A 23,904-nucleotide genomic window follows, 5' to 3' on the forward strand; every position below is an offset into this window, starting at 1 on the left:
GTTAATCGCCTTCGGGCCGCGGCTTGCTGCTGGAGTAAATAAAGCACAGCGCAATACCCAGGCAGACGACGGCCCCCAGGCGGCTCATGGAAAACGGAATGGCCGCATTGTTGAGCCAGCCGAAGTTATCGATCAGCATACTCATGGTCAGCTGGCCCAGAATCACCGCCACCGTCGCGACGGCGGTGCCGATACGCTGCACGGCGAGGACCATAATCACGATATAGGGCACGCCGCACAGCGCGCCCAGAAGCTGCCATTTGGGCACATCCATCAGGCCGACCGCCTGTTTCGGCTCAAAGAAGAAGATGAGCAGGGCGGTCACCAGTGCCCCGACGGAAAACGTCAGAAACGCGCTTTTGAAAACCCCCACGCTGCTGCCTAATTGCCCGTTGATGGCGGCCTGAACGCTCAGCGTGGCGCCGCCGATAACGGCCAGAATAATCATAATTACCGTCATAACCTTACCCCTGCGCCACGAGAATAAGCGCGGCGATAATAAACGCCAGCGCGATAATGCGTTTCGTATCGATCCTGCGGTGCGGCGTGCCCAGCAGGCCAAAGTGGTCGATTATCAGGCTCTTAAATACCTGACCGGCCAGAATGCCTATCATCGTCATGGCAATGCCGATTGCCGGCGTGGCAATGGTCAGAATGACGACGTAAACCGGGCCGAGCACCCCGCCGAGCAGATGCCAGGACGGCTGCGCAAAGAACGAGGGGCTGTTTCGCGGGCTGAAAAACAGCATCAGCAAAAACGTCAGCCCGGCCCCCACGCTGAATATGCTGAATGTAGCCCACAGATCGCCAACTTCAGCACCCAGCGGCCCCAGCAGCCCGGCCTCCACGGATAGCCCCATACCGCCGGCAATCACCAGTAAAATCAAAATAACGTGCATAACGCCTCTTCTCCTTTTTTCAGGCGGAGAAGAGTACGTCTGATAATCATTGAGAAAAATGCCATAATGCAGGAAACACCTGTGCAGGATATGCATTAATGATTGATGCCGGAAATATCAGCATTCGCGCGCTGCTGATTTTTATCGACGTGTATGAAGCGCAGAATTTTTCCGTGGTCGCGAGGCGGGAGGGGATCTCCGCGTCGCAGGTTTCACGCGTGATCCACCAGCTTGAGGATGCCCTCGGGCAGCAGCTTTTCTACCGCAACACGCGGGCGATTATCCCCACCGAGAGCGGGCATCTTTTTGTTCGCTATGCGCGGGCAATGGCGGGGAATCTGGAGGACGCGCGACGCGAGCTGGATGAACGCGCGCGCGAGCCGTCGGGCACGCTGCGCATCAATGGACCGGTCTTTTTCGGGCAAAGGCACATTGCGCCGGGGCTGCCCGCGCTTTCAGCGCGTTATCCCCGACTTACCGTTGAGCTGACCCTTACCGACGATTTTATCGATCCTCACCGCGACGCCGCGGACGTTATCTTCCGCATCGGCGCGCTCACGGACTCCTCGTTTCACGCGCGGATATTCGGGCAGCAGTTCTATCACCTCGCGGCCTCGCCGGACTACCTGCGAAAGCACGGCGCGCCTGAAGGGCCGGACGATCTCAGCCGCCACCGCTGCCTGGTCTACCGCGGCTCGTCCGGGCCAAACCGCTGGCTGATCCGCAGGCCGGGCGAGGCGTGGGTTCACTATCCCATCGCACCGCTGATGGCCTCGAATAATGCGGAAACGCTGCTTATTGCCGCACTGGGCGGCATGGGGATTGTGCTTTTTCCGGACTGGATGGTGAGCGAAAGGCTGAAAAGCGGCGAGCTGGTGGCGCTGCTGCCGGAGATGGAGTGTTCCATTAATACGGAGCCACTGACGATTGCGGCGATTTACCCGAACGCGCGGCATCCGCCCCTGAACGTCAGGGCGGTTATCGATCACTATATTGAACGGTTCGGCACGCCGCTCTACTGGCAGGCCTAGCGGGCAAGCTCGCGGCGGACGATCTCTGCCCCGGCGCTCAGCGCGTTGAGCTTACCGTTAGCGACCAGGCGGGAAAGGGGAGCCATGCCGCAGTTGGTTGACGGATAAAGCTTGTCCGCATCGACAAACTGCAGCGCCTTGCGCAGCGTATCGGCGACCTCTTCCGGCGTTTCGACGGTAGTCGTTGCCACATCGATTGCCCCCACCATCACTTTTTTACCGCGGATCAGCTCCAGCAGATCCATCGGCACGCGGGAGTTGTGGCACTCCAGCGAGATGATGTCGATTTTCGAGGTCTGCAACTTAGGAAACGCCTCTTCATACTGGCGCCACTCGGAGCCGAGCGTCTTTTTCCAGTCGGTATTGGCCTTGATGCCGTACCCGTAGCAGATATGCACCGCGGTTTCGCATTTCAGCCCTTCCACGGCGCGTTCCAGCGCGGCGATACCCCAGTCGTTCACCTCGTCGAAAAAGACGTTAAAGGCAGGCTCATCGAACTGAATAATGTCGACGCCGGCCGCTTCCAGCTCGCGGGCTTCCTGATTGAGAATTTTAGCGAACTCCCAGGCCAGCTTTTCGCGGCTTTTGTAGTGGGCGTCGTATAGCGTGTCGATCATGGTCATCGGGCCGGGCAGCGCCCATTTGATCGGCCTGTCCGTGAGCTGGCGCAGGTATTTCGCGTCGTCAACGAACACCGGCTTCTGCCGCGCGACCGCATCGACCACCGTCGGCACGCTCGCATCGTAACGGTTGCGGATCCGCACCGTCTGGCGATTTTCAAAATCCACGCCGCTCAGGTGCTCAATAAAGGTGGTAACGAAGTGCTGGCGGGTTTGCTCGCCGTCGCTGACGATATCAATTCCCGCGCGAAGCTGTTCATCCAGGGACAGGCGCAGCGCGTCCTGTTTGCCTGCCAGCAATTCCTCGTCCTGCAGTTTCCACGGCGACCAGAGCGTTTCCGGCTGCGCGAGCCAGGTGGGTTTCGGCAGGCTGCCAGCCGTTGAAGTCGGGAGCAATGTTTTCATAATAAGTAACCTTTTATCCGTAATATTAAAGCGTGAAGTTATGAGACCACTGCTCAAGAAGGGTTTTATAGGGTTTGATAAACCGCTCTTCGGTATATTTTCCCTGCTCAATGGCCAGCCGGCTGCGCTCTTCGCGGTCATAAACGATTTTCGTTAACGAGTGATCCTGCTGGTTCAAATCAGGCTGGTAACACTGTCCCGCGGCGGAATTGGCATTATAAATTTCCGGGCGATAGATCTTCTGGAACGTCTCCATGGTGCTGATGGTGCCGATCAGCTCGAGGTTGGTGTAATCGCGCAGCAAATCGCCGATGAAGAAGAAGGCAAAGGGCGCGACGCTGTTTTCAGGCATGAAGTAGCGAACGCTGAGGCCCATTCTGGCGAAATATTGTTCCGTCAGCGACTCGCCGTCCGGCTGGTACTCAAAGCCCAGCACCGGGTGATGGTTGCCGGTACGACGGTAGGTGTCTTTGCTGGAAACGCTCAGGCAGATTACCGGCGCTTTTTTAAAGTTCGTCCGATACGCCGCAGAGTGAATAAAGCTTTTAAAGATATTGCCGTGCAGCTCGCCAAAATTGTCGGGGAGGCTAAAACGGGGTCGATCTTTATTATGCTCCAGCAGCAGGACGCTGAAGTCATAGTCGCGGACGTAGGAGGAGAAGTTATTTCCCACGATGCCTTCGATGCGCTCGCTGGTTTTTTTATCCACGATCGTCGTTTGCAGAATTTCGATGGCCGGGAAGGTAAAATCGCCGCCGATATTCATATCGACAGAAATAATCTCCAGCTCGACGGCGTAGCGGTCGGCTTTTGGGTTATCCCAGCGCGCCAGCGCGTTGAAGCGATTGTTAATCATCACCAGCGTATTGCGCAGGTTTTCCTGACGCTTCTCGCCGCGGGCCAGGTTGGCAAAGTTGGTGGTGGTACGCGTATTTTCAGACGGATTATAATTTTCATCGAAGCAACTGCGCTTAAGGGTAAATGTGAAAGCCTGGCTCATTTGGTTATGCATCCTAAGTTCATGTTGCCGGAACGTTATCAATGCATAATTTATGCCTGAGCCGCTGGCGCAGGGGAAGTGACTTAATTTCACCGCAACATGAGGGTTCTTCATGAACGGCTCAATTCAGGTATAATCCTCCGACATTTTCAACCGGTTTAAACGATCATGACAAAACTCACCCTGCAGGAGCAGATGCTGAAAGCGGGCTTAGTCAGCAGCAAAAAGATGGCGAAGGTTCAGCGCACGGCGAAAAAATCCCGCGTCCAGGCTCGCGAGGCGAGAGAGGCCGTAGAAGAGAACAAGAAAGCGCAGCTCGAGCGCGACAGGCAGCTGAGCGAGCAGCAGAAGCAGGCCGTGCTGGCGAAAGAGTTTAAAGCGCAGGTGAAGCAGCTGATTGAGATGAACCGCATCACCGTGGCGAAAGGCAACATCACCTTTAACTTTACCGACGGCAACCTGATCAAAAAAATCGACGTTGATAAGCAGACGCAGGCTCAGCTGATTAACGGCCGTCTGGCGATTGCCCGACTGGTGATTAACGCCAACGGCGACTGCGAATACGCGATTATTCCGGCCGTGGTGGCGGATAAAATTGCCCAGCGCGATGCCGACAGCATCGTGTTAAACAGCGCGCTGAGTCAGGAAGAGCAGGACGAAGACGATCCGTATGCGGATTTCAAAGTCCCTGACGATTTAATGTGGTAAACCCCGCTCAGAACGGTGCGGCGTGACGGGCGTGGATCGTCTCGCCGCTCGCCGGATGAATAAAATTCAGCTCGCTGGCGTGCAGCATCAGCCGTGGCGTCGCCCCGGTGCCCGGCAGCGTCAGTCCCCCATACAGATCGCAGCCTAAAATCGGATGGCCCAGCTGCTGGCAGTGAAGGCGCAGCTGGTGGGTTCGCCCGGTTTCAGGCGACAGTTCGACCCGCGTTACCGGCACCTCCCTATTCTGATACAGACGTTCCATCACCCGATAGCGCGAGCGGGCGGGTTTGCCGTTGACGGCACAGATCGACATCAGCGGAAACAGCGCCGGATCTTTGGCGATGGGTGCATCGACGATCCCGCCATCCTGCTCCACGTGCCCGCAAAGCAGGGCGCTGTAAACCTTGGTGACGGCGCGCTGGCTGAACTGGTGGCACAGGGCGGCGTTAACGGCTTTATTCAGGGCAATCACCATCAGGCCAGACGTGCCGAAATCGAGACGGTGCACCAGCGTGCAGCCGGGGAAGTCCTGGACCAGACGATAGTGCACGGAGTCGCGGTTCTGCGGATTTTTACCCGACAGGCTAAGCAGCCCGGAAGGTTTGTTAATCAGCAAAAGATGGTCGTCCTGCCAGAGGATCTCAACCTCGTCGTGACACGGCGGAGCAATAAAAGTATCGATAATGACAGACATCAGGCTGTCCGGCTGGAAAGGGGGAGCGGATGATAACGAACTTTCAGGGAAAGAAAAACCCTCCCACCGGGCGGTGAGAGGGGAGGATCTTACGCTGCGACCAGGCTGTCGATAGCGGCTTTCGCGTCGGTCTGCGCTTTGGTTGCCACTTCCGGGCCGTAAGCGATACCTTCCGCGAACACGAAGTTCACGTCGGTAATGCCGATGAAGCCCAGGAAAAGCGTCATATACGGCGTGACCAGGTCAGTTGGGGTATCTTTATGAATACCGCCGCGGCTGGTCAGCACGATGGCACGTTTACCTTTCACCAGGCCTTCCGGGCCGTTCTCGGTGTAACGGAAGGTTACGCCAGCGCGCGCCACCAGGTCGAAGTAGTTCTTCAGCTGGGTAGGAATGTTGAAGTTGTACATTGGAGCGTTGAACACGATAACGTCGTGCGCCTTCAGCTCGGCAATCAGCTCGTCAGACAGGGCCAGGGCTTCCTGCTGACGCGGGGAGAGCGGCGCATCGCTCGGACGCAGCGCACCAACCAGTTCGCCATCCAGCACGGGAATCGGGTTTGCCGCCAGGTCGCGGACGGTGATTTCGTCACCGGTATGCTGTTCACGCCATTGTTCAACGAAATAGTCGGACAGCTGACCAGACTGTGAGTACCCTGCCAGAATACTGGATTTCAACACTAATACTTTGCTCATGGGTGATTCCTGTTTTGTATTTGACTGAAGGGGGTTGCCCCGTTGCTTGTTGACACTTTATTCACAATCCTGCCACAGGGATAGCGCAATATATCGAAGCCTATGTTCGAATTTTTTGAATAAGGCGCGAAAAGCGCTGATGTGGTACGCTATAGCAATCATTAAAAAGAAATTTTACCCGGCAGAGCACTGCACATTAACGCTATGACAGAACAACAAAAGTTAACCTTCCCGATGCTGATGCAGCAGCTTGAATCGCTGATGCTGCGCGATAAACAGCGGTTTGCGCGCCGCCTGCACGGCGTTAAGAAGGTTAAAAATCCTGATGCACAACAGGCCATTTACCAGGAGATGGCGAAAGAGATTGAACAGGCGGCAGGGAAAGTTGTGCTGCGTGAAGCCGCGCGCCCGGAGATTACCTATCCGGAAAATCTGCCCGTCAGCCAGAAAAAGCAGGACATCCTCAACGCCGTGCGCGACCACCAGGTGGTGATCGTCGCGGGCGAAACCGGGTCGGGGAAAACGACCCAGCTGCCGAAAATCTGCATGGAGCTGGGCCGCGGGGTGAAGGGGCTGATTGGCCACACCCAGCCGCGTCGTCTGGCGGCGCGTACCGTGGCCAACCGTATTGCTGAAGAGCTGCAAACGGAGCCGGGCGGCTGCATCGGTTATAAGGTGCGCTTCAGCGACCACGTGAGCGATAACACCATGGTCAAGCTGATGACCGACGGTATCCTGCTGGCGGAAATCCAGCAGGATCGCCTGCTGATGCAGTATGACACCATCATCATCGATGAGGCGCACGAGCGCAGCCTGAACATTGACTTCCTGCTCGGCTACCTGAAGGAGCTGCTGCCGCGTCGTCCGGATCTGAAAATCATCATCACCTCCGCGACCATTGACCCGGAGCGTTTCTCAAAACACTTCAACAATGCGCCGATTATTGAAGTGTCGGGCCGTACCTATCCGGTGGAAGTGCGCTATCGGCCGATTGTGGAGGCGGCGGACGATACCGAACGCGACCAGCTGCAGGCTATTTTTGACGCCGTAGACGAGCTGGGCAACGAAAGCGCGGGCGATATTCTGATCTTCATGAGCGGCGAGCGCGAGATACGCGATACCGCCGACGCGCTCAGCAAGCGCGACCTGCGCCACACGGAGATCCTGCCGCTCTACGCGCGCCTGTCGAACAGCGAGCAGAACCGCGTGTTCCAGCCCCACGGCGGACGCCGCATCGTGCTGGCGACCAACGTGGCGGAAACCTCGCTGACCGTACCGGGCATAAAATATGTTATCGATCCGGGCACGGCGCGCATCAGCCGCTACAGTTACCGTACCAAGGTTCAGCGCCTGCCTATCGAGCCGGTTTCCCAGGCGTCGGCTAACCAGCGTAAGGGCCGCTGCGGCCGCGTGTCCGAGGGGATCTGCATTCGTCTCTACTCGGAAGACGATTTCCTGTCGCGCCCGAAATTTACCGATCCTGAGATCCTGCGCACCAACCTGGCGTCCGTCATCCTGCAGATGACCGCCCTGGGCCTCGGCGACATCGCCGCCTTCCCGTTTGTGGAAGCGCCGGACAAGCGCAACATTCAGGACGGGGTGCGCCTGCTGGAAGAGCTGGGCGCAATTACCACCAATGAACAGGCGAGCGTGTATAAGCTGACGCCGCTTGGCCGCCAGCTCAGCCAGCTGCCGGTGGATCCGCGCCTGGCGCGCATGGTGCTGGAAGCGCAGAAGCACGGCTGCGTGCGCGAGGCGATGATCGTTACGTCTGCGCTCTCCATTCAGGATCCGCGCGAGCGTCCTATGGACAAGCAGCAGGCGTCAGATGAAAAGCACCGGCGCTTCCACGATAAAGAGTCTGATTTCCTCGCCTTCGTCAACCTGTGGAACTACATCGGCGAGCAGCAGAAGGCGCTCTCGTCTAACCAGTTCCGCCGCCAGTGCCGGGTGGATTTCCTTAACTACCTGCGCGTGCGCGAGTGGCAGGATATCTACACCCAGCTGCGCCAGGTGGTGAAGGAGCTGGGGATTCCGGTTAACAGTGAGCCGGCAGAATACCGCGAAATTCATATCGCGCTGCTGACCGGCCTGCTGTCCCATATCGGGATGAAGGACGCGGATAAGCAGGAATATACCGGCGCACGCAACGCGCGCTTCTCCATCTTCCCCGGTTCCGGCCTGTTCAAGAAGCCGCCGAAATGGACCATGGTCGCGGAGCTGGTGGAAACCAGCCGCCTGTGGGGACGCATTGCCGCGCGTATCGATCCGGAGTGGGTTGAGCCGGTGGCGCAGCACCTGCTGAAGCGTTCGTACAGTGAACCGCACTGGGAGCGCGGGCAGGGCGCGGTCATGGCGACGGAAAAAGTGACCGTCTATGGTCTGCCTGTCGTCGCCGCGCGTAAGGTGAACTACAGCCAGATTGACCCGGCGCTGAGCCGCGAGCTGTTTATCCGCCACGCGCTGGTGGAGGGGGACTGGCAGACGCGTCACGCGTTCTTCCGTGAAAACCTGAAGCTGCGCGCCGAGGTGGAAGAGCTGGAGCACAAGTCCCGCCGCCGCGACATTCTGGTGGACGACGAAACGCTGTTTGAGTTTTACGACCAGCGCATCAGCCACGACGTGGTTTCCGCGCGCCATTTCGACAGCTGGTGGAAAAAGGCCAGCAAAGAGACGCCGGACCTGCTCAACTTTGAAAAGAGCATGCTGATCAAAGAGGGCGCGGAGTCGGTCAGCAAGCTCGACTACCCGAACTTCTGGCATCAGGGCAACCTCAAGCTGCGCCTGACCTATCAGTTTGAGCCGGGCGCGGACGCGGACGGCGTCACGGTGCATATTCCGCTGCCGCTGCTGAACCAGGTGGAAGAGAGCGGGTTTGAGTGGCAGATCCCCGGCCTGCGCCGCGAGCTGGTGATTGCCCTGATTAAATCCCTGCCCAAGCCGGTGCGGCGCAACTTTGTGCCCGCGCCGAACTACGCTGAAGCGTTTTTAGGCCGCGTCACGCCGCTGGAGCTGCCGCTGCTGGACGCGCTCGAGCGCGAGTTTCGACGCATGACCGGCACCACCATTGACCGCGACGACTGGAACTGGGATCAGGTGCCCGATCACCTGAAAATCAGTTTCCGCGTGGTGGACGATAAAAACAAAAAGCTGCTGGAAGGCCGTTCTCTGACGGAGCTGAAGGAGGCGTTAAAAGGCAAGGTTCAGGAAACGCTATCCGCCGTGGCGGACGACGGCATCGAGCAGAGCGGGCTGCATATCTGGAGCTTCGGCCAATTGCCGGAAAGCTATGAGCAGAAGCGCGGCAACTACAGGGTGAAGGCCTGGCCTGCGCTGGTGGACGAGCGCGACAGCGTGGCGATTAAGCTTTTTGACAATCCGCAGGAACAGCAGCAGATGATGTGGCGCGGACTGCGTCGCCTGCTGCTGCTCAACATCCCGTCACCGATTAAGTATCTGCACGAGAAGCTGCCGAACAAAGCCAAGCTGGGGCTGTACTTTAACCCGTACGGCAAGGTGCTGGATCTGATCGACGACTGTATTTCCTGCGGCGTGGATAAGCTTATCCACGAGGCGGGCGGCCCGGTCTGGACGGAGGAGGGTTTTGCTCGGCTGCATGACAAGGTGCGCGCGGAGCTGAACGATACCGTGGTGGAGATAGCCAAACAGGTTGAGCAGATCCTCACCGCCGTGTTCAATATCAACAAGCGCCTTAAGGGGCGCGTGGATATGACCATGGCGCTGGGGCTGTCGGACGTGAAGGCGCAGATGGCGGGGCTGGTCTATCGCGGCTTTGTCACCGGCAACGGCTTTAAGCGTCTGGGCGATACGCTGCGTTATTTACAGGCGATTGAAAAACGTCTGGAGAAAATGGCGGTGGATCCGCACCGCGACCGCGCGCAGATGCTGAAGGTGGAAAGCGTGCAGCAGGCGTGGCAGCAGTGGCTCAACAAACTGCCTCCGGCGCGCCGCGATGACGAAGACGTGCAGGAGATCCGCTGGATGATCGAGGAGCTGCGCGTGAGCTTCTTTGCTCAACAGCTCGGTACGCCGTATCCGATTTCGGATAAGCGTATTTTGCAGGCAATGGAGCAGATCACCGCTTAAAACCGAGTTTCACCTTCTCCCTGTGGGTTGAGGAATCCCCGGTCATTTTTTCACCCTAAGCGATGAATTTTGTTTCAGGGTAATTAATGACTTACAGCGATGACCTGGTCCGGCTGTAAATCGCTGAGGCGTTTCATGCAGGCCAGGGCGGTGGCGACTAAGCCGCCCTGGCACGTTCACCGGTGGAGTCGTTACAGAGTAGCAAGGAACATAAAGTGAACGGAATGACCACCGGAGCTATATGTTCCCCCTCACCCCAGCCCTCTCCCCTAAGGGGAGAGGGAGCACCACAAATTAATGCGAGCACTGAACAATCCCCTCGCCCCTCCGGGGAGAGGGTTAGGGTGAGGGGATCGGCGTTGCGCAAACCCCATTCATGCATTCTTCCACCCGCCGCCCAGCGCTTTATACAAATCAATCTGCGCCAGCAGCAGGTTATTTTTCACCTGCACCACGTTTGTTTGCACCGAGAACAGCGTGCGCTGCGCGTCCAGCACGTCCAGATAGGACGAGTACCCGTTGCGATAGCGGTTTTGCGCAATCCGCAGCGTCTCCTGCGCCACCTCCTGCTGGGCCAGCAGTTCGGCCAGCTGTTCCTGATAGCGCGTAATAGCGTCAAGGCTGTTGTTCACCTCCGCGAAGGCGTTGCGAACGATTTTCTCGTAGCCGTACAGCGCCTGGTTACGCTGCGACTGGGAAATATCCACCTGCGCGTTCAGCGCCTGGCGGTTCAGCAGCGGGGCGAGAACGCTGCCGCCCACGCTCCAGAGCTGGAGCGGATTGTCCAGCAGCCCTGAGAGGGTGCGATCCTGAACCGATCCGGTTGCCGTCAGGTTGATCGACGGCAGCAGGCTGGCGCGTGACGCGGCAAGCGTCGCATCGGCCGCAACCAGCTGGCGCTCGGCCTGAACGATGTCAGGACGTCGGTTAAGCAGCGACGACGGCAGCTGTGAAGGCAGCCTGAGCGGGGTGAGCGTACTGAAGCTCTCGCTACGCGCCACCTCGCCCGGGTTGCTGCCCAGCAGCAGGCTAAGCGCGTTTTCCTGCTGCGCAATCTGGTGCTGGAGAAGCGGAACCTGCGCCCGGGTGGCGCGCAGCTCGGAGTCGGACTGCATCAGCTCCAGGCGCGAGCTGTAGCCCGTTTCGAACTGCCGCCTGGCAAGGTTAAAGGCTTCCTCCCGGGACTTCAGGGTGGAGCGGGTAACGCGCAGCTGTTCATCCAGCGACAGCAGGGTGACATACCCGGAGGCCACCGATGACGCAACGGTTAGATCCGCAGCCGCGGCGGCCGCCTTTTGCGCCTCCAGCGACGCTTCGGCGGCGCTGGCGGTGCTGCGGTTTACGCCCCAGATATCAACGTCGTAGCTGGCGGTCAGGCTGCCTTTGTACAACGCGCCGTATACCGGAAGCCCCGTCGCGGCGGACTGCGACCGGGCGCGCGTGCCCGAGAGGCCCGCATCCAGGGAGGGAAACAGGCTGCCGTCGGCGGCGTACACCCGCGCCTGGTATTCGTTAATCCGCTCGCGGGCAATGAGCACGTCGCTGTTGTTCCTGAGCGCCCGCTCCACGTAGCGGTTCAGATTGTTGTCGTGGAAATTCCGCCACCAGAGCTGCTCCGCCGGGCTGCTCGGCCCCGACGCGGCGCGCCACTGCTCAGGAATGTGCAGTGACGATGTGGCTGGCTCAACGTCTACCGACTGGCAACCCGCCAGCATCACCATCATCAGCAGGCCAGCTATCGGGCGAAGCGTCATGGTTTCGCCTCCCGCGTGTCAATGGTCACCTGCACCGACATGCCCGGACGCAGCAGCCGGTAATCCTCCGGTTCGCCGAGCACCTCAATGCGCACCGGAATACGCTGGGCGATTTTGACGAAATTCCCGGTAGCGTTATCCGGGGTGATGGCGCTAAACTCGACGCCCGTCGCCGGGGAAATGCTCTCCACGCGGCCCTGATACGCCCTGTTGTTTAACGCATCGACGGTGAATTTAACCGGCTGTCCGACGCGCAGCTCCGCAAGCTGCGTCTCCTTAATATTGGCAATAACCCAGTGCTGCGGGGGAACCAGGGTGGTGAGATGGGTTCCGGCGGTCACGTACGCCCCCAGACGCACCGCAATCTGCCCAAGCTGGCCGTCCCGCGGCGCGACGATGCGGGTATTTTGCAGGTCAATCTGCGCCAGCTCCAGCGCGGCTTTGGCGTTTTCAACATCCGCTTCCAGCGCAGCGCGGTTCACGATTACCGTCTGCAAATCCTGACGCGACATCTCAAGCGTTGCTTTCGCCTGGTCGATGTTGGCGCTGCCCTGCGCGGCACTCGCCAGTGCCGCATCGCGCTCGCGAATGGAGAGGGAGCCGTCCGCGGTCAGTTCCTTAACGCGTTTTAAATCCGCCTGGTTTTTCAGGCTCTGCGCGCGGGCGTTTTTCAGCGCCGCCTCGTTACTGACGATCGCTGCTTCCGCGCTTTTTCGCTGTTGCAGGTTATTATTCAGCGCCGCAACCTTCATTGCCAGCTGCGCTTCGGCCTGATGCACGCGCTGGCGATAGATGCGGTCATCAATTTGCAGCAGCAGCTCGCCTTTTTTAACCTGCGCGAAATCCTGCACGCGTACCTCGGTGATATAGCCATTCACCTGCGGGCTGATAAACGTCGTCTGGCCGCGCACGTAGGCGTTATCGGTAAACTGCACGTGGCGGGTGAACGGCGGCAGTTGCCACGCGTACAGGATCGCCAGCACCCCGACTATACCGATGGCGGCGGCGGTGAAAACGGAAACCACGCGCACGTTTTTGCGGGTGTTGGCCTGCTCTTTGGCGGCGTCCTGCTGACTCATAACTTCTCCTGAAAAATAATCATTGCTTATTGCCAGTGGCGTGCTTAAGGGCCATACGGGCGGTGATGCGCAGGCGCAGCAAGCGCCATAAAATCCAGACCAGCGTGGCAGTAGCAATGCTCGCCGTCAGTAGATAAGTATCGTTGTAAGCCAGAATATTTGCCTCAAGGGCGGTCACCGTCTGAAGCTGGGTAATGGCCTGGGTGCCCAGCAGAGCGCTGTCACCAATCAGGCTTTTGTACATCTGGGTGTAAAGCTGAATACGTTCGTTCACCAGCGGGTTGAGGGTGGTGAGCTGGTCGGCCAACAGGCTGGAATGGTACTTTTCGCGCCAGGTCTGGAAGGTGCCGAGAATAGCGGAACCCAACAGGCCCCCGAGGTTCTGGCTCATGCCGAACATTACCGAGAAGCTGACCAGGTTACGCGGATCGGCAATCACGCCGCCGATGGCGGCCAGCATGGCCGGGGCGAGGAAGAAGGCGCTGCCGAAGCCCAGCAGGAACTGGCTGAGGATCAGCTGGTCCGGGCGGGTCAGGTTGTTGGACTGGCTGTCCAGCAGCGAGGCGACAATCATCAGCGCCAGGGACGTTATAATCGGCCAGGCCAGCCTGGTGGGCTTAATCGTCAGGCAACTGGTGACGATACCGCAGACGATCCCGGCGAAGATAGCCCACGCCAGATGCGTCATCTGCTCGTTCTGCAGGCCCACGTACTGCAGCCAGCCGATGACGCCGGTGTTCTGTTCCGCCAGCACGATGCGGATCAGCAGCATAATCAGCCCCAGGCGCACGATGCTGCCGCTGGACAGCCAGCGGGTGTTCAGCAGCGGGTTACTGCGGTTATGCTCAAACGTGATGGCGGAGACGATCAGCACCAGCGAGAGCGCCAGCGCCCAGCCGATCCACGGCGCTTCAAACCACCAGTCGAGACGTCCCAAAGAGAGCACCGCGCAGAGCAGGGCCATTCCGGGGGCCATTAAGAAGAAGGTAATAAAATCTTTTTTCTCAAATACCTTACGGCGGTCGCCGGGAGGCAGCTTCAGGGCTATCACGCAGGCCAGGGAGATCAGCGCCAGACCCAGTTCAAAGAAATAGAGCCCGCGCCACTCGTCGAGCTGTAGTAGCTCGGTCGAAAAAAGGCGCGCCAGAGGTATGGCGAGAGAAGAACCGGTGATGCCGATGGTCAGCGCCTTGAGCCGGTGCTTCGCGGGCCAGGCCTGGATTTGGTAATAAATGCCGAGCGAGCTCAGCGCGGCGGCCACCATCCCGTGCGCGGCGCGGACCATAAGCGCGGAGCTTAGGTCGTTCACGAACAGGTGGAAGAACGTCACCAGCACGTACAGCACCAGAAAACCTTCCGTAAAGGCGCGCAGACCGTACTGCTGGCGGAACTTCACCAGCAGCAGGTTAATAGAGATGTTGGTCATCACGTAGACTGCCGGCAGCCAGGCTATCTCCGTAGACCAGGCGCCAAACGTACCCTGCAAATTTTGCAGGTTGGCGGTGACCAGCGCATTGCCCAGGGCTCCCGTCAGGCATACCAGCAGGCCTACGACGCCATAGGCAATCCGTTTGGGCGTGCTGTGTTCCGGCGTGGAAGGCGAACCCAGCAGGGCGGGTTTCTCATGTGGCTGCCACTCGCGAGGAGCATAAGGGTCGCGTTCGGGCAGGCGCATAGCGGGGTTTACCTTTGAAAAAATGAATGGTGAGCGGGCTAATGATTCTAAAGCTGACGCAAATAATAATTCAAGTGAATATGATTATGATGAATTTATCAAATTCTGCGGGCGGGGATAATAAAAAGCGGCCCGCAGACGGAGCCGCCGAACGTTTTATTGCTTTTCAGGCTGCGCCTGAATGGAAGGGGTGCTCTTCAGGCGGCTGGCAAAGAAAATGGCGATCAGCGAAATCGCGACCGTCACGCCCAGATACCAGGCCACCGGCACCCAGTCGCCGTCATATTTCGCAAGCAGGCCGGTGGCAATCAGCGGTGCGGTTCCCCCCGCGAGGGCTGCACCTAGCTGATAGCCCAGCGTGATGCCGGTGTAGCGGACGTTAGCGCTGAAAATCTCCGAACAGAGCGTGCCGAGAACTGCCGTTACCGGCGCCCACAGCACGCCGAAGGCGATAACGGTGGCGAGCACGATGCCCCAGGTGGTGCCGGTATTCAGCAGCATAAACCATGGAACGATAAACAGGCCGAGCACAAAAACGCTGACCGCGTACATGCGCTGGCGACCGATTTTATCGGAGAGCAGGCCCATCAGGGGGATCATGATGGTCGCTACCAGCGCGCCGAGCGTCACGGCTTCCAGTGCCTGCGACTTCTGATAGGCGAGCGTGGTGGTGGCATAGCTCACGACGAAGGTGGAGAAAATATAAAACGGGGCAGTTTCCACCACCTTCAAACCGGCGGCAATCAGCACTTCCCGCCAGTGGTGTTTTACCGTGTCGCGCAGCGGTGTTTTTGCCACCTGACCGGATTTTTTCACCTTCTGAAAATCTGGCGTTTCGTCGATATCTTTGCGGATCCACAGCCCTAACAATACCAGCACGGAGCTGAGCAGGAAGGGAATGCGCCAGCCCCAGGAGAGGAAATCTTCTTCGCTGAACAGCGTCATCAGCGAGACGATAAAGGTCGCCATCAGCATACCAATGGTTACGCCCGCCTGTGGAATACTGCCGAAGAAGCCTTTGCGTTTCTCCGGCGCATATTCGTACGCCAGCAGCAGCGCGCCGCCCCATTCACCACCAATACCCATTCCCTGGATAATGCGCATCAGGATGAGCAGGGCGGGCGCCCACATGCCGATCGTGTCGTAGGTAGGCAGCAGACCGATCGTAACGGTTGCACCTCCCATCAGTGAAAGGGTGAGCACCAGCGTTTTTTTACGCCCGATACGATCCCCGATGTGGGCGAAAAGGACACCCCCGACAGGGCGGATAAAGAAGGTCAACGAGAATGAGAGATACGACAGGATCAGTCCTATAACCGGGTCGACCATCGGAAAGAAAATCTTGTTAAATACCAGCGCAGCAGCCGTGCCGTAGAGGAAATAGTCAAACCATTCAATAGAACTTCCCGTAAGACTGGCGATTAAAACCTTTTTATTTTTACGTAAAACCGCAGCTGTACTCTCATGGTGTGTCATCATTCAACGCTCCGCCACATAGATGATAAGGGAGGTGTCACCCGGCGCGCTTCAGGTGCAACCTGTAAGGGTAAAAGGTTGTCAAATTGTTAAGCAACTTAGGGTTGGATGTTACTTTTGGCAAGCGGGCGCGGGTTGATACTGGTCAGATCACGGTGAAATAAGCAGCGGTGGGTGCTTCTGCAGTGCAATAACGTGGCACGATCGTTGGTGTGGTCGATAATTAAAAGCATAAAGTATAGGTGCAACCTGAATGTTTTTGGATGTTTCTGGTTATTTCAAAATAATGACAAAAATGCAGGCTGTAGGGCGTTTCGGCTTTCAGAGTGATCTCCTTTTCAGCCAGGATGCATAAGATACTCTGGTTATTCATGCTGTAAGGAGGTAACGATGACACTGGCACTTTTTCCCTGTCTGCCCGGCTCGACGCTCAACGCCGTCAATACCGTCGGGAAGTGGCTGGCGCAGGATGACTATCAGGCCAGCCAGCCCGCTGATCTGGTGATTCTGGCGGGTAACGCGGTGATACCCGCGATTGATGCTGCCTGTAAAATCGCGGCTGAACAGCGTGCTCCCCTGATCGTCAGCGGCGGCATCGGGCACTCAACCACTTTCCTGTACGCCGCGATTGCGAAACATCCTCGCTATAACCGGCTGCCCACCACCGGCCGCCCGGAAGCAGCCATCCTGGCCGATATCGCGCGTGAGTTCTGGAACATTCCGGCTGAAAACATTGTTATTGAAGATCAGTCTACCAACTGCGGCGAGAATGCCCGCTTTAGCCGGGAGCTTATCAGGCATCGAGGCCTTAACGACGCGCGGATACTGGTGGTACAGGACCCGACCATGCAGCGGCGCACGATGGCCACCTTTGCCCGCGTTTTCCGTGATGAACCGGTTTCGCCCGCGTGGTTAAGCCACCCTGGCCTCACGCCCGTCCTGCAAAACAGCGACGACGGTCTGGCGTTTGTTGGCTCGGGCGAAGGGCTGTGGCCGGTCGAGCGCTATCTGTCGCTGGTGCTGGGAGAGCTTCCGCGCCTGCGGGACGACGTTAACGGCTACGGCCCGGCGGGGCGCGACTTTATCAACCATGTCGACATCCCGGCAGAGGTGGAGGACGCGTGGGAAATTTTGCGCAATGACGCGATCCTCACCGACGCGCTGGTCAGCCGCTCGCTGCTGTAATGTTCTGCCCGTTTGCGCCATCTTTTACGCAAACGGGCATCTTATGTTGCTGGTTTGTGACTTTTAATAACCGGCTGACCCGATTCTTTTATGAGATATCTCACAAAAACAGCCAGCCAGGGTAGGCAACTGCGCCGGTAATTATAGTTTTTAACAATGCATTTACTTGTTAAAAACAGCGTAATTACAGGAGCAGGTCATGACAGTACCCGTACAACATCCTATGTATATCGATGGACAGTTTGTTGCCTGGCAGGGTGACGCCTGGATTGACGTGATCAATCCCGCCACCGAGGAGGTCATATCCCGCATTCCCGACGGCGGCGCGGAAGATGCCCGTAAAGCGATTGACGCGGCTGAGCGCGCACAGGCCGGCTGGGAGGCGCTGCCGGCCATTGAGCGGGCAGGCTGGCTGCGTAAAATCTCCGCCGGGATCCGCGAACGGGCGGATGAAATCGCGGCGCTGATTGTGGCAGAAGGCGGGAAAATCCAGCAGCTGGCGGCGGTGGAAGTTAACTTTACCGCTGACTATATCGATTATATGGCCGAGTGGGCGCGTCGCTATGAAGGCGAAATCATCCAGAGCGACCGCCCGGGCGAGAACATTCTGGTCTTTAAACGCGCGCTGGGCGTCACCACCGGTATCCTGCCGTGGAACTTCCCGTTCTTCCTGATTGCCCGCAAGCTTGCGCCCGCGCTGCTGACCGGCAACACCATCGTGATTAAGCCGAGCGAATTTACCCCGAATAACGCCATTGCGTTCGCCAAAATCGTCGACGAGATCGGCCTGCCGAAAGGCGTGTTCAACCTTGTGCTGGGCCGCGGCGAAACCGTCGGCCAGGAGCTGGCGGGCAATCCTAAAGTGGCGTTGGTCAGCATGACCGGAAGCGTCGGTGCGGGTGAGAAAATCATGGCGGCGGCTGCGAAAAACATCACCAAAGTGGGGCTTGAGCTCGGCGGTAAAGCGCCGGCCATCGTGATGGATGATGCAGACCTGGAGCTGGCCGTTAAGGCCATCGTAGACTCGCGCGTCATAAACTCCGGGCAGGTGTGTAACTGTGCAGAGCGCGTTTACGTGCAGAAGGGAATTTACGACCGCTTTGTCAACCGCCTGGGGGAGGCGATGAAGGCCGTGCAGTTTGGCGATCCGGCTGAACGTGCCGATATTGCGATGGGGCCGCTGATTAACGCCGCCGCGCTGGAGCGGGTCGAGCAGAAGGTGGCGCGCGCGGTGCAGGAGGGGGCAAGAGTCGTTCTCGGCGGTGAGGCTGTGCAGGGAAAAGGATATTTTTATCCTCCAACCCTGTTGCTCGACGTGCGCCAGGAGATGACAATTATGCACGAGGAAACCTTCGGTCCGGTGCTGCCCGTGGCGGTATTTGAAACGCTGGAGGAGGCGCTGAACATGGCTAATGACAGCGACTACGGGTTAACGTCTTCCATATATACCCGGGATCTGAACGTGGCGATGAAGGCCATCAGGGGGCTGAAGTTTGGCGAGACCTACATCAACCGCGAGAACTTTGAAGCGATGCAGGGCTTCCACGCGGGCTGGCGCAAGTCCGGCATCGGTGGGGCGGACGGCAAGCACGGTCTGAATGAATACCTGCAAACACAGGTCGTCTACCTGCAGGCGTAAAAAAAGCCGGGCCAGCGCAACCCGCTGACCCGGCATGAATAACGCGTATTTGTTTACAGATAAACCAGGGTCATGGTGTTCTGACCGTCCAGCGCGGTATCGTCGGTGATGGCCAGCGTTGAGGTATCCCAAATCACCAGATTGGTGACGAAGTTAAAGTTCACATTCGTAATCGCCATTGGGGTAGTCGAGCCCGTTTCGGCAAACGCGATAGTCTGGAACGCATCGCTGCGAGGGATGCCCGTTTTTTTCCATTTGGTTGAAGCCCAGTCGTGGTTATTCCCGATACTGTCTGCAGCCTTGCCGTCTACGCTTATGCCCGTCATCCACATACCGTAGTTACCGATTTTCACGCCCTGAGCCGTTTTGCCTACGCCATAGGTATAATATTTGGTCGTCTGGTTCAAATTACCGGCGATATCAACCGGCAGCTGAGCATTGCTGTCGCCGCGGTTGTCGGTGATAGTGAAGCCCAGTTTAGTCGGCGCGGTGCAGCTAATGGTCACCGGGATCTGTTTTTGACCGATTTTGTTATTCGCACTTTCAGATAACTCACCCATGCGAATATAACCGTAATCAATAACGCCGCCGTTACCGAGTTCCGCCGTGCAGGCCGCGTTGGTTAAAGTGCCTGCAACTTTAATAACGGCAGTGTTTGCTGCGAAAGCTGAAGAAGTAATAAGGGCGATGGTTGTAGCCAGAATGACTTTTTTCATCCTTGATTTCCTTTGCGTGATTGTAATATTTGCGGGGCAGATAAGAGAACGCAGCGATGGCGTCCTTACCATTCTGGCGGAAATAATATTTATTATTCGGTTTTGGGTATATTTATTAAAACTGAATGCATTTTGTAGCAAAAATAAAATGCGAATGCGTTGAAAATGAATGAAATGTTTTTAATTGGTGGTATGAATATAATTTCGTTGAAAGTACCGGTTCAGGCACGCGCTGAACCGGTATAGTTCAATGTGTAATTAAAGGTACACCAGCGTCATCGTCGCCTGGCCGTCGAGAGGGGTGTCGTCGGTAATGGCCAGCGCTGCGGTATCGCGGATAGTCAGGTTAGTAACAAAGTTAAAGTTAGCCGTGGTAATAGCAATCGGCGCCTCGGTTCCGGTTGCCGCAAAGGAGATAGTATTAAACGCGTCGCTGCGCGGGATCCCGGTTTTACGCCACTTAGACGCTTCCCAGTCGTGGTTATTGGCCACCGGATCTACCGTGTTGCCATCCGCCGTAACATCCGTCATCCACATGCCGTAGTTACCGATTTTAACGCCTTCGGTCGTGGTGCCCACGCCGTAGGTATAGTACTTGGTAGACTGGTTCAGGTTACCACCAATATCCAGCGGAAGCTGCGCATTGCTGTCGCCGCGGTTATCAAGAATGGTAAAGCCAACTTTGGTTGGCGCCGTACAGGTAATGGTTACCGGAACCTGCTTCATGCCAATTTTGTTATTTTCCGTTGCGGATAATTCGCCGAGACGAATGTAACCGTAATCGATAACACCCCCATTGCCAATGGAAGGCGAGCAGGCAGCATTCGTCAGGGTGCCCTGTACTTTTAATACCGCGGTTGGTTCTGCGAAAGCTGAGGCGCTAGCCAGCGCGATTAATGAAGCTAAAATGACTTTTTTCATTGTTGTTCCTTAACAATATAAAGATGGGCGTTTAACGTGACAGGCGTAATTGCATGTCTTGCAATTATATTATTGGGGTGGCTTATAAAATCAAAGCAACTATATTTAAAAGTTGATTTTAGAAGTTCTAATGATAATTAACGGTGAATACAAAATTTAAGTGAATAATATTACCCGAGAAAATTAATGACAACGTAAAAGCCATTTCTGCGTGTCGCGTTGGACGGACAGGATCGCACTTAGTTACGGCAATGACCCTTCTATGCATATGTAACTGGCAGCCGAAGAGGCGCCATGCGAGGGGAGCGGCCGGGTAAACATACAGAAAAGTTAATGAATTTTTAAGGAAAGGAGATTATGTTGGCGCGGTAACTGTGTTTAATCGGGAAAGTACATGCGCACAAAATATACAAGCCTGCAAATCGGCATTCACTGGCTGGTGTTTCTGCTGGTCATCGTCGCCTACTGCGCCATGGAGTTCAGGGGGTTCTTCCCGCGCACCGCGCGTCCGACGATCAATATGATCCATGTCTCCTGCGGCATCAGTATCCTGGTGCTGATGGTGGCGCGTCTGCTGGTTCGCCTCAGGTTCCCCGCGCCACCGATTCAACCGAAGCCAAAAGCAATGGTCACGGGACTGTCTCACCTGGGGCATCTGGTGATTTATCTGCTGTTTATTGCGCTGCCGTTGATTGGCCTTGTGATGATGTACAGCCGAGGGAATGACTGGTTTGCCTTCGGCATGGTGATGCCGCATGCGGCGGAGTCAAATTTTGACCTGGTAGATACGCTCAAGACGTGGCACGTCACGCTGGCGAATCTGGGCTATTTCGTGATTGGCCTGCACGCGTTTGCCGCGCTGCTGCATCACTATTTCTGGAAGGATAATACGCTTCTGCGCATGATGCCGAAAAAGCGCCAGTGAATGAAATGCCCTGCAACCGCAGGGCATTTTTTTGCTAGTTACTGAAGCTGCGCAATCTCCTGCGCGGTTAATTCCAGCGCCTGCGTTGAGCCGGTTTCAGAAGATTTAACCGCCGCTTCCAGCACCGCCATCACCGCCAGCGCCTCTACCGGGCGCACCGGATTTTCGATTTCACCGCTCAGCGCATCGCGCACGTTAATGTAGTACTGACGCTGATCGCCGTCGGGCGTGCGCAGGGTAATGGCTTCACCCTGAGCGTTAAACAGCACCATATCGTCGCTGTCCTTGCCCCAGCTTTCGCTTCCCGGGATAACGCCCGCCAGCAGCTGCGCTTCCTGCCGATCGATACGCGCCTTCACCACGCTGGCTTTGTCCCCGTGTACGGTAAAGCGCGAAACGCCGCCGGCCACCAGCATGCTGCAATGAAGCACCACCCTGTGTTCCGGATAATTGAGCACCACGTGCGCCCAGTCGTTAATTTCCGCGCCGTCGCGCAGAGTGGCGATATTGCCCTGTACGGACTGCGGCAGACCAAACAGCTGCAGCGCCTGGTCAATCATGTGCGGGCCTAAATCGAACCACAGGCCGCTGCCGGGAACGTTTTGCTCTCTCCAGCGGACGCGAACCTCCGGGCGGAAGCGGTCAATGTGTGATTCAAAGTGTTTAACCCTGCCGATGCTGCCTTGCTCAATAACCTGCTTAATGCCGAGAAAGTCGGTGTCCCAGCGGCGGTTATGGAAAACGGAGAGCAGCAGCCTTTTTTCGTCCGCAAGCGCGATCAGGTCCCGCGCTTCCTGCATGTCGAGGGTGAAAGGCTTATCCACGACCACGTGTTTACCGGCATTCAGGGCAAGCGTCGCCAGCGGGGCGTGGGTGGCGTTAGGGGAGGCAATCACCACCAGATCGACATCAGGATGCTGAATCGCCTCTTCTGGCGTAGCCACCACCTGCACGTCCGGAAGATCGCGTTTTACCTTCTCCTCATCGCGGGAAGAAACCACCGCCAGCTTAAGCCCGTCGACGGACTGGATCAGCGGGGCGTGAAAGGTTTTACCGACAAACCCATAGCCGATCAGCGCAATATTTACTGTCTTCACTTTACTCATGACCTTCTCCACGTTAATGCGCGCAAACGGTGACCTGCACTGCGCTATGGTCCCCAAGCTCGGCCCAGGGACGATCTAAAAACAGCTGATGTATGTTGGATAACCCCGACACCAGATACGGTTCGCACTGGTTGAGCTTCAGATGGTCCGCGACGATCCAGTGCCTCTGGCTTGCGGCCAGCATGGCGCGCTTCACCTCCGCATCCGCTTCCTGGCTGGCGCTCAGGCCCAGCTCCGCATCAATGGCGCATGCGCCAAGAATGGCAATATCTGCCCGATAGCGCGAGAGCAGGGAGAGTGTGGCGCTACCGGCGAACAGGCGCTGCTTCCTGTCCCACCTGCCGCCGAGGAGGATCAGTTCGATATCCTCCCGGTCGCTGACGTGATGGGCGATATCCAGCGAGGTAGTAATGACGGTCAACGGTCCCTTAAGAAAAGAAGCAACGGCCAGCACCGTGCTTCCCGCATCCAGAAAAAGCGTTGAACCCGCCGGTACGCTTTCCGCGACGCGTTTACCGAGCCGCTGCTTGGTTTCAGGCAGCAGGGTATTTCTGCTCTGGCGGGTCATCGTTGAAAGATTCAGCGCGATGGCGCCGCCGTGGTTTTTCTGCGCCAGCCCCTGGTTTTCCAGGTCAGTCAGGTCGCGGCGGATGGTATCAGCAGAAACCTGCAACTTTTCGGCAAGCTCGGTAATGCTGGCCTGGCCTCGTTCACTAAGGAGATCAAGCACGTATTTTTGACGGGCGGTTTTATGCATAGCGCGGTGAATCCTGCAAAATGTCGCAATAAATCGCATAATACAGCATCGCGGCGGAAAAGGAATGGGTAAGAGACAGATGTTAAGCAAAGCCGTTCAATGGCGTTATTATTGATAATGCATTAATAAGCCTTAAAAAACATGTTTTTAACCCTTACGCTTGTTGTTATCGACATGTTTTATCTGAAAATTCGGTTTAAGTAACCAGGGTAGGCGGTAAATATGGAGTATTGATTTGATTGTAAAAGCATTTGCAGGTTTATTATCTATATAATTATATTTTTGTGGTTAAATAATCTAAATATATCCTCTCCATTACCCAAACTGACACTTCTTTGAAAATCTTTGTGTCTGAACCGATATGAAATTAACCCAAAAATGTACAGGCGACACTTTAGGAATTTTCCTTAAATTACAGCATGTTTATATGTTTCGTCTGAAAGGCGTCTTATAGCCATTTGTCCAGAAACCCCATCTTTTTTCTTACTTGTAACACCGCGTTAACATTGCGG

The 23,904-nt window shown here is 56.8% G+C and carries 20 protein-coding genes; 6 read left to right on the forward strand and 14 right to left on the reverse strand.

Features of this window, described 5'->3' with window-relative positions; translation table 11 throughout:
- Position 1: 1 nt before the first annotated feature.
- Both IM304_RS11155 and IM304_RS11160 read right to left on the reverse strand, forming a co-directional pair.
- Entirely contained in the window at positions 2 to 460 is a 459-nt protein-coding gene (locus IM304_RS11155) for a DMT family transporter (protein WP_148419458.1), read from the reverse strand.
- Positions 461 to 464: 4 nt separating this feature from the next.
- Entirely contained in the window at positions 465 to 899 is a 435-nt protein-coding gene (locus IM304_RS11160; protein WP_148419459.1) for a DMT family transporter, read from the reverse strand.
- Positions 900 to 997: 98 nt separating this feature from the next.
- Between IM304_RS11160 and IM304_RS11165 the strand changes: the two genes are divergently transcribed.
- Entirely contained in the window at positions 998 to 1,930 is a 933-nt protein-coding gene (locus IM304_RS11165; RefSeq protein WP_193356485.1) for a LysR family transcriptional regulator, read from the forward strand.
- On the opposite strand, the gene IM304_RS11170 is transcribed toward IM304_RS11165, so the two are convergent.
- Positions 1,927 to 2,955, reverse strand: coding sequence for a methionine synthase (locus IM304_RS11170; protein WP_193356484.1), 1,029 nt, complete (start codon positions 2,953 to 2,955; stop codon positions 1,927 to 1,929). The genes IM304_RS11165 and IM304_RS11170 overlap by 4 nt on opposite strands.
- Positions 2,956 to 2,980: 25 nt before the next feature.
- Complete coding sequence (locus IM304_RS11175; protein WP_193356504.1) at positions 2,981 to 3,955, reverse strand: DUF1852 domain-containing protein; 975 nt, start codon at positions 3,953 to 3,955, stop codon at positions 2,981 to 2,983.
- Between the two features lie 168 nt (positions 3,956 to 4,123).
- Here IM304_RS11175 and IM304_RS11180 point away from each other — a divergent pair, with 168 nt between their 5' ends.
- Positions 4,124 to 4,663 carry a DUF2058 domain-containing protein gene (locus IM304_RS11180; RefSeq protein ID WP_148419463.1) on the forward strand — a complete coding sequence of 180 codons (540 nt, stop codon included), beginning with the start codon at positions 4,124 to 4,126 and terminating at the stop codon, positions 4,661 to 4,663.
- A gap of 7 nt (positions 4,664 to 4,670) precedes the next feature.
- Here IM304_RS11180 and IM304_RS11185 read toward each other — a convergent pair whose 3' ends face one another.
- Together IM304_RS11185 and azoR are read right to left on the reverse strand one after the other, a co-directional pair.
- Complete coding sequence (locus IM304_RS11185; protein ID WP_193356483.1) at positions 4,671 to 5,357, reverse strand: RluA family pseudouridine synthase; 687 nt, start codon at positions 5,355 to 5,357, stop codon at positions 4,671 to 4,673.
- A gap of 89 nt (positions 5,358 to 5,446) precedes the next feature.
- On the reverse strand, positions 5,447 to 6,052 hold the full coding sequence (azoR, locus tag IM304_RS11190; protein ID WP_148419465.1) for an FMN-dependent NADH-azoreductase: 606 nt from the start codon (positions 6,050 to 6,052) through the stop codon (positions 5,447 to 5,449).
- Between the two features lie 204 nt (positions 6,053 to 6,256).
- Between azoR and hrpA the strand changes: the two genes are divergently transcribed.
- Entirely contained in the window at positions 6,257 to 10,159 is a 3,903-nt protein-coding gene (hrpA, locus tag IM304_RS11195; RefSeq protein WP_193356482.1) for an ATP-dependent RNA helicase HrpA, read from the forward strand.
- A gap of 374 nt (positions 10,160 to 10,533) precedes the next feature.
- Here the strand turns inward: hrpA and IM304_RS11200 are convergent, their stop codons facing one another.
- The 4 genes from IM304_RS11200 to IM304_RS11215 all read right to left on the reverse strand — a co-directional run bounded on the left by IM304_RS11200 (position 10,534) and on the right by IM304_RS11215 (position 16,146).
- Positions 10,534 to 11,913, reverse strand: coding sequence for an efflux transporter outer membrane subunit (locus IM304_RS11200; RefSeq protein ID WP_193356481.1), 1,380 nt, complete (start codon positions 11,911 to 11,913; stop codon positions 10,534 to 10,536).
- Positions 11,910 to 12,992 carry an HlyD family secretion protein gene (locus tag IM304_RS11205; protein ID WP_148419469.1) on the reverse strand — a complete coding sequence of 361 codons (1,083 nt, stop codon included), beginning with the start codon at positions 12,990 to 12,992 and terminating at the stop codon, positions 11,910 to 11,912. The genes IM304_RS11200 and IM304_RS11205 overlap by 4 nt, the downstream gene beginning before the upstream one ends.
- 19 nt (positions 12,993 to 13,011) lie before the next feature.
- Complete coding sequence (locus IM304_RS11210) at positions 13,012 to 14,667, reverse strand: MFS transporter (RefSeq protein ID WP_193356480.1); 1,656 nt, start codon at positions 14,665 to 14,667, stop codon at positions 13,012 to 13,014.
- A 156-nt stretch (positions 14,668 to 14,823) separates the two neighbouring features.
- Complete coding sequence (locus IM304_RS11215) at positions 14,824 to 16,146, reverse strand: MFS transporter (RefSeq protein WP_370627208.1); 1,323 nt, start codon at positions 16,144 to 16,146, stop codon at positions 14,824 to 14,826.
- Positions 16,147 to 16,533: 387 nt separating this feature from the next.
- Between IM304_RS11215 and IM304_RS11220 the strand changes: the two genes are divergently transcribed.
- Together IM304_RS11220 and aldA are read left to right on the forward strand one after the other, a co-directional pair.
- On the forward strand, positions 16,534 to 17,328 hold the full coding sequence (locus tag IM304_RS11220) for a YdcF family protein (RefSeq protein WP_193356479.1): 795 nt from the start codon (positions 16,534 to 16,536) through the stop codon (positions 17,326 to 17,328).
- Between the two features lie 199 nt (positions 17,329 to 17,527).
- Positions 17,528 to 18,967: an aldehyde dehydrogenase gene (gene aldA / locus IM304_RS11225; RefSeq protein ID WP_193356478.1), complete on the forward strand. Its 1,440-nt coding sequence runs from the start codon at positions 17,528 to 17,530 to the stop codon at positions 18,965 to 18,967.
- A gap of 53 nt (positions 18,968 to 19,020) precedes the next feature.
- Here aldA and IM304_RS11230 read toward each other — a convergent pair whose 3' ends face one another.
- Both IM304_RS11230 and IM304_RS11235 read right to left on the reverse strand, forming a co-directional pair.
- The gene (locus tag IM304_RS11230; protein WP_193356477.1) at positions 19,021 to 19,683 is read right to left on the reverse strand and encodes a DUF1120 domain-containing protein; all 663 of its coding nucleotides are present in this window, start codon (positions 19,681 to 19,683) and stop codon (positions 19,021 to 19,023) included.
- A gap of 258 nt (positions 19,684 to 19,941) precedes the next feature.
- Positions 19,942 to 20,604, reverse strand: a complete 663-nt coding sequence (locus IM304_RS11235; RefSeq protein WP_193356476.1) for a DUF1120 domain-containing protein — start codon at positions 20,602 to 20,604, stop codon at positions 19,942 to 19,944.
- 394 nt (positions 20,605 to 20,998) lie between these two features.
- Here IM304_RS11235 and cybB point away from each other — a divergent pair, with 394 nt between their 5' ends.
- Positions 20,999 to 21,529: a cytochrome b561 gene (gene cybB, locus IM304_RS11240; RefSeq protein WP_193356475.1), complete on the forward strand. Its 531-nt coding sequence runs from the start codon at positions 20,999 to 21,001 to the stop codon at positions 21,527 to 21,529.
- Between the two features lie 38 nt (positions 21,530 to 21,567).
- On the opposite strand, the gene IM304_RS11245 is transcribed toward cybB, so the two are convergent.
- Positions 21,568 to 22,635: an oxidoreductase gene (locus tag IM304_RS11245; protein ID WP_193356474.1), complete on the reverse strand. Its 1,068-nt coding sequence runs from the start codon at positions 22,633 to 22,635 to the stop codon at positions 21,568 to 21,570.
- 13 nt (positions 22,636 to 22,648) lie between these two features.
- On the reverse strand, positions 22,649 to 23,392 hold the full coding sequence (locus tag IM304_RS11250; RefSeq protein ID WP_176610377.1) for a DeoR/GlpR family DNA-binding transcription regulator: 744 nt from the start codon (positions 23,390 to 23,392) through the stop codon (positions 22,649 to 22,651).
- Between the last annotated feature and the right edge of the window lie 512 nt (positions 23,393 to 23,904).

It is taken from the genome of Enterobacter cloacae complex sp. P40C2, from assembly GCF_014930695.1.
Lineage (GTDB): Bacteria > Pseudomonadota > Gammaproteobacteria > Enterobacterales > Enterobacteriaceae > Enterobacter > Enterobacter pasteurii.